The sequence below is a fragment of the uncultured Thermus sp. genome (genome assembly GCF_938010445.1).
GTDB classification, from domain to species: Bacteria; Deinococcota; Deinococci; order Deinococcales; family Thermaceae; genus Thermus; species Thermus altitudinis.
The window spans coordinates 1-9998 of the sequence record NZ_CALLUR010000034.1; the positions used below are offsets into that span (position 1 = coordinate 1).

Annotated in this window: 10 protein-coding genes and 1 pseudogene; 4 read left to right on the forward strand and 7 right to left on the reverse strand. The window is 66.2% G+C overall.

All coding sequences use genetic code 11. The features are described from left to right. Positions 1-1280: NAD(P)H-hydrate dehydratase (locus Q0693_RS01720; RefSeq protein ID WP_298628713.1), on the reverse strand; the 1280-nt coding region annotated here is incomplete at its 3' end. Positions 1281-1325: 45 nt separating this feature from the next. Here Q0693_RS01720 and Q0693_RS01725 point away from each other — a divergent pair. Continuing rightward, entirely contained in the window at positions 1326-2081 is a 756-nt protein-coding gene (locus Q0693_RS01725) for an NAD-dependent deacylase (RefSeq protein ID WP_298628700.1), read from the forward strand. Positions 2082-2227: 146 nt separating this feature from the next. On the opposite strand, the gene der is transcribed toward Q0693_RS01725, so the two are convergent. Next, complete coding sequence (der, locus tag Q0693_RS01730; RefSeq protein ID WP_298628702.1) at positions 2228-3526, reverse strand: ribosome biogenesis GTPase Der; 1299 nt, start codon at positions 3524-3526, stop codon at positions 2228-2230. Positions 3527-3605: 79 nt separating this feature from the next. Between der and Q0693_RS01735 the strand changes: the two genes are divergently transcribed. Together Q0693_RS01735 and Q0693_RS01740 are read left to right on the forward strand one after the other, a co-directional pair. After that, complete coding sequence (locus Q0693_RS01735) at positions 3606-4181, forward strand: 1-acyl-sn-glycerol-3-phosphate acyltransferase (protein ID WP_243032393.1); 576 nt, start codon at positions 3606-3608, stop codon at positions 4179-4181. A 24-nt stretch (positions 4182-4205) separates the two neighbouring features. Next, positions 4206-4571, forward strand: coding sequence for a DUF4870 domain-containing protein (locus Q0693_RS01740; RefSeq protein WP_243032394.1), 366 nt, complete (start codon positions 4206-4208; stop codon positions 4569-4571). Here Q0693_RS01740 and acpS read toward each other — a convergent pair. Beyond that, entirely contained in the window at positions 4549-4926 is a 378-nt protein-coding gene (gene acpS, locus Q0693_RS01745; RefSeq protein WP_243032395.1) for a holo-ACP synthase, read from the reverse strand. The genes Q0693_RS01740 and acpS overlap by 23 nt on opposite strands. Positions 4927-5045: 119 nt before the next feature. Between acpS and rsmF the strand changes: the two genes are divergently transcribed. After that, complete coding sequence (gene rsmF / locus Q0693_RS01750) at positions 5046-6413, forward strand: 16S rRNA (cytosine(1407)-C(5))-methyltransferase RsmF (RefSeq protein WP_298628706.1); 1368 nt, start codon at positions 5046-5048, stop codon at positions 6411-6413. Between the two features lie 194 nt (positions 6414-6607). On the opposite strand, the gene Q0693_RS01755 is transcribed toward rsmF, so the two are convergent. From Q0693_RS01755 to Q0693_RS01770, 4 genes and pseudogenes are all read right to left on the reverse strand, one after another. Continuing rightward, positions 6608-7660 carry a 3-dehydroquinate synthase family protein gene (locus Q0693_RS01755; protein ID WP_298628708.1) on the reverse strand — a complete coding sequence of 351 codons (1053 nt, stop codon included), beginning with the start codon at positions 7658-7660 and terminating at the stop codon, positions 6608-6610. Further along, positions 7638-8192 carry a shikimate kinase gene (locus tag Q0693_RS01760; protein WP_298628709.1) on the reverse strand — a complete coding sequence of 185 codons (555 nt, stop codon included), beginning with the start codon at positions 8190-8192 and terminating at the stop codon, positions 7638-7640. The genes Q0693_RS01755 and Q0693_RS01760 overlap by 23 nt, the downstream gene beginning before the upstream one ends. A 104-nt stretch (positions 8193-8296) precedes the next feature. After that, complete coding sequence (gene aroC, locus Q0693_RS01765; protein ID WP_298628711.1) at positions 8297-9448, reverse strand: chorismate synthase; 1152 nt, start codon at positions 9446-9448, stop codon at positions 8297-8299. A gap of 285 nt (positions 9449-9733) precedes the next feature. Beyond that, positions 9734-9998 (reverse strand): annotated as a pseudogene (locus tag Q0693_RS01770) (type II secretion system protein GspD); the annotation flags it as partial.

Genomic DNA, 9998 nt, shown 5'->3' on the forward strand with positions numbered 1-9998 from the left:
GCCAGGCCTGCCGCCAAGAGGGCGGCGATGGCCCCGGAGAGCACATCCCCCGTTCCCCCGGTGGCCAGGGCGGGGTTGCCGGTGGGGTTGAGGGAAAGCCGGCTTCCCTGGGCCACCACGGTGGGGTTCCCTTTGAGGACCAGGGTGAGCCCGGTGCGCTCCGCCAGGGCCCGGGCGGCCCTTGTGGGGTCTTCGGCCACCTCCTCCGGGGGCACCCCGAGAAGCCTTCCCGCCTCCCCCGCGTGGGGGGTGAGGACGGTGGGTACACCGGTTTTGCGGTAGGCCTCGAGGACCTCCAGGTGCAGGGCGTCGGCGTCCAGCACCGTGGGAAGCCGGGCCTCCAGGGCCGCCAAGGCCCATTCCCGTCCCCAGGGTCCGCCCCCCATGCCCACGGCCAGGGCCTCCACCCGCATGGAGGGGAGGGAAGGCGTGGGCACGGGGTGGAAGACCGCCTCGAGGGGCTCTAGGGGTGGGCCCTCAGGGGCTACCAGGTGCACCAGCCCCGCCCCCATGCGGTAGGCCCCCAGGGCGGCCAGCACCGGGGCCCCGGCGTAGCGGAGGCCTTCGCCACGAAAGCCCCCCAGGACTCCCACCCGGCCCACGCTGCCCTTGTGGGCGGTGAGGGGGCGTTTGGGCAGAAGGGGAAGGAGGGTTTCGGGGGTGGCGATCTCGGGCAGGTCCTCCCGCGCCAAAAGGGACCTAGGTAGGCCGATATCCGCCAGGAAGAGTTGCCCGCAGGCCTCGCGCTTGAGGAAATGGGGGGGTTTGAAGGCGGCGAAGGCCACGGTGGCCGTGGCCCGCACATGGGGGAAGAAGGGAAGCCCCGAGGGCAGGTCCAGGGCCAGGATGGGAAGCCCGGAGGCGTTCATCCTGTCCACCAGGCCGCCATAGAAGCCTTCCAGGGGCCCTTTCAGCCCGGTGCCGAAGAGGGCATCCACCAGAACCTCCTCCCGGTTCCAGAGGGCCTCCTCGAGGGGGCGGATCTCTAGCCCCTGGGCCAGAAGGGCTTGCCGCGCGGAGAGGGCATCCCCCCCTTGGCCCTCCGCCGCATAGACCCGCACCGGTACCCCTCCCAAAAAGAGGTGCCGGGCCAGGACCAGACCGTCCCCGCCGTTATTGCCTTTGCCGGCCAGGACCACGGCGGGCCGGTTTCCAAAAAGCTTCCGGTAGACCCATGCCGCCTTCATCCCCGCCCACTCCATGAGGAGGAGGGAGGGGTAGCCCATTTCCACCGCCTTCCCGTCGGCTTCCCGCATGGCCTCGGGGGTGAAGAGCCTCAAGGTGGTGGCCATGGCTTCTAGAATACTCCTGGAGGGGAAGGCCCCATGGAGCTACGGGAGGCCCAGTCCAGGCTCAAGAAGGCCCAAAGGGTAGCGGTCCTGACGGGGGCGGGCATCTCCAAGCCCTCGGGCATCCCCACCTTCCGCGATGCCGAGGGGCTTTGGCAGGAGTTCAACCCCCTGGACTACGCCACCCCGGAGGCCTACGCCAGGAACCCGCAAAAGGTCTGGGAGTGGTACGCCTGGCGCATCGCCAAGGTGCGGGAGGCCAGGCCCAACCCCGCCCACCTGGCCCTAGTGCGCCTCGAGGAGCAGGTCCTCTCCCGGGGCGGGGACTTTCTCCTGGTGACCCAGAACGTGGACGGCCTCCACGCCCTGGCGGGAAGCCGGAACCTGGTGGAGCTCCACGGCAATATCCTAAGGGCCCGGTGCGAGGCCTGCGGGCACCGCTTTCCCCTTCCCGACCCCTTTATCCCCCCTCCCTTCTGCCCCCTGTGCAGCCATAGGGCCCGGCCCGACGTGGTTTGGTTTGGGGAGTTTCTGCCGGAAGGGGCTTGGGAAAGGGCGCAAGGGGCCTTTTCCCAAGCGGATGTGGCCTTGGTGGTGGGCACCAGCGCCGAGGTGGAGCCCGCCGCGTCCCTGGGCCGCATTGCCTACGCCGGCGGGGCTTACCTGATTGAGGTGAACCCCGAACCCACCCCCCTTACCCCCTTGGCCCACCTCTCCTTGAGGATGGGAGCCGTGGAGGGCTTAGGGGCGCTTTTGGCCCAGGATAGCCCCGATCCTTCGGCCTCTGGCTGATCCTGCCACCTTAGGCCGGGCTGGGGTGGTGCTCCTCCTATGGGTGGGAGCCCCGAGGTCTTGGCCGGCTTGGCGCGGTGGGACCTTGGATGGGCCGGATGGCCTTCTGGCCCGGGCCTCGAGGCGGCCCCCACCCCCGGCTGCCTTTAGCCCTCCTCCCTCCGTCCGCGGAAGACCAAGCGGAAGGGCACCTCTTTCAGGCCCAGGTCCTCACCCACGCGGTTTCTCAGGTAGTTTTCAAAGGCCCGGGTCACGAACTCGGGGTGGTTCACAAAGAGGACAAAGGTGGGTGGGGCCACCTCGGGCTGGGTGGCGTAGAAGATTTTCAAGGGTTTGCCCTTGAAGTTGGGGAGTTGCACCTTGGCCGTCCAGACGGAAAGCCAACGGTTGAGCTCGGCGGTGGGGATGCGGGTGTGGTTGAGCCCAAAGAGGCGCACCGCCTCGCTGAAGATCTTCTCCAGGTTCTGCTTGGTGAAGGCGGAGGTGTACACCCGGGGCAGATGCTCCAGATGGGCAAGCTTTTCCTTGAGTTCCCGGCGCACCTTGGGGGCCTCCTCCTTCCTCACCAGGTCCCACTTGGTGATGACCAGAAGCACGGGCTTGCCCTTTTCCCAGGCATGGTTGGCCAGCTTGAGCTCCCGGTCCCCCACCTGGAAGGGGTCTAGGACCAAAAGGACCACGTCGGCCTCCTCTATGGCCTTAAGGCTTCTCCGGATGGCCAGCTCCTCCACCAGGGTTTCCGGGCGCTTGCGGATGCCGGCGGTGTCCACCAGGATGAAGGGTTGGCCGCGGAAGGTGAAGTGGACGTCAATGGCGTCCCGGGTGGTGCCGGGTTCCTCGGAGACGATGACCCGCTCTTCCCCTAGGATGGCGTTGAGAAGGCTGCTTTTCCCGGCATTGGGCCGGCCCACGATGGCGAGCCGGATGCCCGCCACCTCCGGTTCCGACTCCATGTGCCTAACGGGAAGCCTGGCCCAGATGGCCTCGAGGAGCTCCTCGAGGCCCCTATTGTGCTCGCTGGAGGTGGGGATGGGATCGCCAAAGCCCAAGGCGTAAAGGGGGCCCAGGTAAAGCTCGTGCTTGGGGTCGTCCACCTTGGTGGCCACCAGGACCACGGGCTTACCCTTTTTGCGCAGGTACTCCGCCACCTCGTAGTCCGCCTGGGTGAGCTCCGAGCGGCCGTCCACGGCAAAGAGGACCACCTCGGCGTCCTCTAGCGCCTGGTCCACCTTTTCCTGGATCTTCTTCTCCCAGCGGTCCCCCGACCATAGCCCTCCGGTGTCCACCAGGAGGAAGCGGCCCTGGTCGCTTTCCACCACGCCCTCCTTGAGGTCGCGGGTAACCCCGGGCACATCGGCCACCACCGCACTCCTTTTGCCCAGGAGGCGGTTGAAGAGGCTGGATTTGCCCACGTTGGGCCGGCCTACGATGACCACCTTATGCATCTTCACCCCAGCAAATAGGGGTGGGGAAGCCCCCACCCCGCCTTCCCTCAGTGTAGCACAAAGGGTATACTTCCGGAGTATGCGGCAGCTTGCGGGCTTGGTCCTCAAAGCCTTGGGGTGGCGGTACCACATGCCCCCGCCCCCCAGCAGGAAATATGTGTTGATCGGTGCGCCCCACACCTCCAACTGGGATTTTCCCGTGGGGCTTCTCGCCCTTTGGGCCTTGGGCATCCGTGCCCGTTGGCTTGGGAAGAAGGAGCTTTTCCGTCCCCCCTTGGGCTGGCTCTTGCGGCTCTTGGGCGGCATCCCGGTGGATCGGTCTCGCCGGAACAACCTGGTGGAGGGCGTGGCGGAGATCTTGCGGCAGGAAGAGGAAATCGCCATCCTCATCACCCCTGAGGGCACCCGGGGGAAGGCGCCCTATTGGCGTTCGGGTTTTTACTACATGGCCCTCAGGGCGGGGGTTCCCATTGCCTTGGGCTACGTGGACTTCCGCAAAAAGGAGATCGGGATTGGCGGCTACCTCTGGCCCAGCGGGGACCTGAGGCGGGATTTTGAGGCCATCCGGGCCTTTTACCAGGACAAGGTGGGCCTCAGGCCTGAAAAGCAAGGGCCTATTCGCATCCGAGAGGAGGAGGCCGAGGAGGTGGCCTGAGGGGGTTCGGGGTAGACTAGTCCCATGGAACAACCCACCCCCTTGACGGATCCAGAGCGCACCTGGGCGGCGGTGGCCCACCTGGCCCCCTTGGTGGGGTATTTCATCCTCATAGGGCAGATCCTCTTGCCCTTGGCCATCCTCCTATGGGGTCCCAAGAGCCCCTTTGTTCAGGCCCACGCCAAGGAATCCCTAAACGGCCAGATCAGCTACACCCTTTACGGCCTGGCCCTTTTCCTCCTGGCCATCACCGTGGTGGGGCTAGTGGTAGCCTTTCCTTTGGCCTTGGCCCTCTTGGTTCTGGTCCTTTGGAATATGGTCCGGGGAGCCTTGGCGGCGGGAAGAGGGGAACATTACACCTATGCCCTTATCCTGCGCCTGGTGCCCTAGCCTCCAGGACCACCAGCGCCAGGGCATAGCCCCTCTCGTGGCTTAGGGAGAGGTGGGGCACTAGGCCCTGGGCTTGAAGGCGGGCTTGCAGCTGTGGGGCAAAGCGTAGAACCGGTTTCCTCCCCTCCATCCCCACCCAGACCTCCTTCCAGGAAAGGCCCTCGGGCCAGCATTTCTGGAAGGCCTCCTTGGCGGCAATGCGGGCCGCTAGGCTTGGAGCAGGGTCTTGGTGGCCCAGGGCATAGCGTAGCTCCTCCTCGGTGAAAAGCCTCCTTAGGGCCTTCTCCCCGTGTCGCTTGAGGAGTTTCCGCACCCTATCAATCTCCACCAAATCGGTGCCGATGGCTTGAATCATGGTTGGGACGCCTTTCCTTTCCGTGCCTACCTTTTCCCGCAGGGGCCATCGTGCCCAAGGGGCATTGTAGCCGGAAAGGGCCCTTGAGCCTGGGGGGCTTTTCGTGCTAGGGTACGCGGGTGTTGCCCAAGGCCTTTCTCTCCCGCATGGCGGCCCTTTTAGGGGAGGAGTTTCCCCTTTTCCTAAGAGCCCTTACGGAGGGGGAAAGGAGCTATGGCCTTAGGGTGAACACCCTGAAGCTTTCCCCTGGGGACTGGAAAAGGATTGCCCCCTGGCCCCTAAGGCCCATCCCCTGGTGCCCGGAGGGGTTCTACTATCCCCCGGAGGCCAGGCCGGGGCCCCATCCCTTCTTCTACGCTGGGCTTTACTACATCCAAGAGCCCAGCGCCCAGGCGGTGGGGGTGCTATTGGACCCTCAACCTGGGGAGCGGGTTTTGGACCTGGCGGCGGCCCCCGGGGGGAAGACCACCCACCTCTTGGCCCGCATGGGGGGAAAGGGCCTTCTTCTGGCCAACGAGGTGGACGGCAAGAGGATCCGGGGCCTTTTGGAGAACGTGGAGCGCTGGGGGGCGGGGCCGGCCGTGGTCCAGGCCCCACCCAAGGCCTTGGCCGAGGCCTTGGGTGCCTACTTCCACCGGGTCCTTCTGGATGCCCCTTGTTCCGGCGAAGGCATGTTCCGCAAGGACCCAGAGGCCATCCGCCACTGGGGTCCTGGGGCCCCTAAGAGGGCTTCCGAGGTGCAAAAGGCCCTTCTGGCCCAGGCGGCCAGGCTTCTTGGGCCAGGGGGGGTGCTGGTCTACTCCACCTGCACCTTCGCCCCCGAGGAGAACGAGGGGGTGGTGGCCCATTTCCTGAAGGAGCATCCCGGGTTTCACCTGGAGGAGGCCCGCTACCATCCCCTCTTTGCCCCGGGGGTGCCGGAGTGGGGGGACGGAAACCCCGAGCTTAGGAAAACCGCCCGGCTTTGGCCCCACCGCTTGGAAGGCGAGGGCCACTTCTTGGCCCGTTTCCGCAAGGGGGAAGGCCCTTGGGGCACGCCCCCTAAGGAGCGCATCCCCCCCCTGGGCCCGGAGGCCCGAAGGGCCCTGGGGGGTTTCTTGGAGGAGGTGGGGCTGGCCCTGGAAGGCCCCATCTGGGAGCGTGCGGGCCACCTTTACCTGGTGCCGGAGGAGCTACCCTCCTTGGCGGGGATCAGGGCCCCGGCTCCCGGGCTTTACCTGGGCCTGGTACAAAAGGGCCGCTTCCGCCCGGCCAAGGCCCTGGCCCTGGCCTTCGGCGCCACCTTGCCTTGGCCCCGACTTCCAGAGGTGGCCCTGTCTGCGGAGGACCCCCGGGCCTTGGCCCTAGCCACCGGGGAAGGGGTGGCCTGGGAGGGGGAGGATATCCCCTTGGCCCTGGTGGTTCTCAAGACCGAGGTGGGGAGTTTTCCCCTGGACTTTGGCAAGGCTAAGGCGGGGGTTCTTCGTCCGGTGGGGGTGGGGCTTTAGGCTCGTTAACGCCTCAGGCACGGGGTGTGGAAGGCTTCCCTATCCATTGCTCCCAGGCGGTTTTACCCCCTTCCCCCAGGCCCCAAGCGGGCCAAGGGGCGGCCGTAACGGAGGACGACCCGCCCTTCCCTCTGGCGCACCACCCATAGGGGCTTGGAGAGCTTGGCCCGGGCCTCATGTCGCGCCCGATTGGGCTAACGTGCTTGGAAAAAACCCAGGCCCTCAAGGACCTCCCCCCAAAGGCCAAAGGCTTCCCTTAGGGTTTCCTCGGGCAGGGGTTGGACCACCAGCCGGCCCGGGGCCAGGGGCACCACCCAGTGGAGGCTTTGGGAGCGCTTCTTCTTATCCCTTTGCAGGTAGGGAAGGAGGTCCTCCCAAGAAACGGGGGGAAGGGGAGGGGGGTTAAGCCACCTGAGGAGGCGGAGGACCAAGGGGGTAAGGTCCTCGCCCCCCAGGAGCCTGCCCAGAAGGGCGGCGTAGAGGAGGCCATGGGCCACCGCGGCCCCGTGGGGCAGGGCGTGGCGGGTGTAGGCCTCCAGGGCGTGCCCCAGGGTGTGCCCCAGGTTTAGGAGCCGTCTTTCCCCCTTCTCCAAAGGGTCCCGCTCGGTGATGGCCACCTTCACCGCCACCGCCTGGGCCAGGTAGGCCTCGAGGCGGGGGCTTTCCGGGCCTAGGTCTTCCACCTGTAAAAGCCCTTCCTCCCCGGAGATGAGCCCGTGCTTGAAGGCCTCCACCAGCCCCTCCTTGAAGGTGAAAGGAGGAAGGGTGGTGAGGGTTTTGAGCTCCGCATACACCCCTTGGGGAAAGTGGAAGGCCCCCACCAGGTTCTTCCCTTCGGGGAGGTTGATGCCCGTCTTGCCCCCCACGCTGGCGTCCACCACGCTCAAGGTGGTGGTGGGGAAGGAGAGGTAGGGGATGCCCCGCAGGTAGGTGGCGGCCACGAAGCCGCCCAGGTCCGTAAGGGTGCCCCCCCCTACCACCAGCAAGGTGGTGTTCCGGGGAAGGGCCCTTTGCGCCAGGAAGGAGAGCACCTGGCCATAGACGGCGAGGGTTTTGGCACCCTCCCCCCCTTCCACACCCAGACGGTGCTCCACCCTGAGCCTCTCAGCCAACTCCCGGGCGAAGCCTTCCACCTGGCGGTCGTAGAGGAGGGCCAGGGGGCCTTCCAGGGGGGGTATCTCCTCCAGAACCCCTTCCCCAATCAGGATGGGGTAGGCAACCGGTTCACGCACGCTTAGCCTTCGCATATTCCCAAAGTTTCGCCACGATTTCCGCCACCACCTCTTCCACCCGCCGCCCCTCTGTGGAAACGTGGATGTGGGCCTCCCGGTAGATGGGGGTGCGGGCCTCGAGGAGGGTCCTTATCCTTTCTAATGGGTTTTCCACCTGCAAAAGGGGCCTTTCCCCGGGTTTGCGGGAAGCCCTTTCCAGGATGGTTTCCGGGCTGGCCCATAGGGCCACCACCGGGCCCCTCTGGAGAAGCCTTTTGCGGTTTTCCGGGTCCATGAAGGTTCCCCCGCCCAAGGAGAGGACCAGGTATTCCTTCTGCATAAGCTCCCCCACCGCTTCCCGTTCCATTTTTCGGAAGGTCTCCTCCCCCAGGTGGCGGAAGATATCGGGGATGGAGATTCCCGTGCGCCTTTCAATGTAACGGTCCAGGTCAATGAAGTGGAGCATGAGGGTGCGGGCCAGCTCCCGGCCAATGCGGCTTTTCCCCACCCCCATGAAGCCGGTGAGGCTTATGAAGGTGGCGGGGCGGGGGATTTCTAAACGGGCCATTGACTTATCCTATCTCGCCAGGCCGTCCTCCCGGGTCCACCCGGGACGGAGGGGGTAGGGCCATTGGCAAGTTCCCCCTAGGCCAGGGCCACGGTGGGGCGGTATCAGTAGGCCAGGACCCGGGCCTTGTACCGCTCCACCCTTTCCTGGATTTCCTCCAGGGTATCCCCGCCAAACTTTTCCAGGTAGGCCTGGGCCAGCACGATGGCGGAAAGGGCGCAGAGGATCACGCTGGCCGCGGGCACCGCGGTGACGTCGGAGCGCTCCCTGGCGGCATCCGCGGGCTGGTGGGTCACCACGTCCACGGTGGGCAGGGGTTTCATCAGGGTGGCGATGGGCTTGAGGGCGGCCCGGAGGATGAGTTCTTCCCCCGTGGTCATGCCCCCCTCGAGGCCCCCCGCCCGGTTGGTCCGGCGGTAAAAGCCCCGCTCGGGGCTCCAGTAAATGGCATCGTGCACCTCCGAGCCCCGCTTCATGGCGTTTTGGAAGGCGGGGCCGATCTCCACCCCCTTTACCGCGGGGATGGAAAGGGCCATCTGGGCCAGGCGGCCATCCAGCTTGCGGTCCCAGTGCACGTGGCTCCCTAGGCCGGGTACCAGGCCACGGAAGCGGGCCTCAATCACCCCGCCTAAGGTGTCCCCTTCCGCCTTGGCCTGGTCTATGAGGCGGATCACCTGGGCCTCGGCCTCGGGGTCGGTCATGCGCAAGGGGCTTTCCTCAATGCGGGGGAGGAGCTCCCAGGAAAAGGGCACCTGGCTCCAGACCCCCGCCATCCCCGGCACGTACCCCACCCCCTCCACCCCTAGGAGGCCTAGGAGCTTTAGGGCCACGGCCCCCACGGCCACCCGCATGGCGGTCTCCCGGGCGCTGGCCCTCTCCAGCACGTCCCTTAGGTCCTTGTGGCCGTACTTGATGCCGCCAGACAGGTCGGCGTGGCCTGGGCGGGCGGCGGTGAGGGCCTTTTTGCGGGGTTCGTTCCCCGGGGCCGGGTCCATGATCTCCACCCAGTTGCGGTGGTCGGCGTTCCGGATGGCCAAGGCCAGGGGGGCTCCCGTGGTCCGCCCGGCCCGAACGCCGGCCCGGAACTCCACCCGGTCGGTCTCTATGGCCATGCGCCTGCCCCGTCCGTAACCCTTTTGCCTCCTCTCCAGCCAAGGGTTGATGTCCTCCTCGGTAAGGGGGATGCCGGCGGGTAGGCCCTCAATGATGGCCAGAAGCTCCGGGCCATGGGACTCGCCTGCGGTCAAAAACCTCATGGGCCTATTGTAGGGGAGTCTTTCCCTGATTGCCGCAGGAAGGTGAGGAGGGGCAGGGCGGTGAGGTAGGGCCCCATGCGGTTGAAGGCGGTGGCGGGGTCTCCCTTTGGCTCCTGCCGCAAGGGGTCATGCGCCTGGGAAGGAAGGCCATAACCCCCTCTGCAATGCCCTCCCGCGGGTAAAGCCGTTTCACAGAGGTCCTCTAGGCCCAGGTGGTGTGAAGGAACGGGAGGCCAGGGGAACAGGGACCCCCTGGGCCCGTACTCCCCTGGCGCTCTAAGGAGGCTAGCGGCTTGCGGTTTCCCTGACGATGTCGGCGGTGATGACCACCAGAAGCTCCCGGTCGGTGGTCTCCTGGCTCCTTTGCTTGAAGAGCTCGCCGATCAAGGGGATGTCCATGAGGAGGGGAACTCCCTGTTGCACCTGGGTGTTCTCCTGGGAAGTAAGGCCTCCCAGGACCACCGTCTGGCCATCCCGCACCCGTAAGGTGGTGGTCACCACCTGCTTGGTGAAACGGTCCACATCCCCGTCCACGGGGTTGCGCTGGACA

What these genes read in the sequence shown, in the direction of transcription:
- Q0693_RS01735 (WP_243032393.1), top strand. Translation starts at nt 3,606, where the DNA reads ATGCGGCAGCTTGCGGGCTTGGTCCTCAAAGCCTTGGGGTGGCGGTAC.
- acpS (WP_243032395.1), bottom strand. Translation starts at nt 4,926, where the DNA reads ATGATTCAAGCCATCGGCACCGATTTGGTGGAGATTGATAGGGTGCGG.
- der (WP_298628702.1), bottom strand. Translation starts at nt 3,526, where the DNA reads ATGCATAAGGTGGTCATCGTAGGCCGGCCCAACGTGGGCAAATCCAGC.
- Q0693_RS01755 (WP_298628708.1), bottom strand. Translation starts at nt 7,660, where the DNA reads ATGCGAAGGCTAAGCGTGCGTGAACCGGTTGCCTACCCCATCCTGATT.
- Q0693_RS01740 (WP_243032394.1), top strand. Translation starts at nt 4,206, where the DNA reads ATGGAACAACCCACCCCCTTGACGGATCCAGAGCGCACCTGGGCGGCG.
- Q0693_RS01760 (WP_298628709.1), bottom strand. Translation starts at nt 8,192, where the DNA reads ATGGCCCGTTTAGAAATCCCCCGCCCCGCCACCTTCATAAGCCTCACC.
- Q0693_RS01725 (WP_298628700.1), top strand. Translation starts at nt 1,326, where the DNA reads ATGGAGCTACGGGAGGCCCAGTCCAGGCTCAAGAAGGCCCAAAGGGTA.
- aroC (WP_298628711.1), bottom strand. Translation starts at nt 9,448, where the DNA reads ATGAGGTTTTTGACCGCAGGCGAGTCCCATGGCCCGGAGCTTCTGGCC.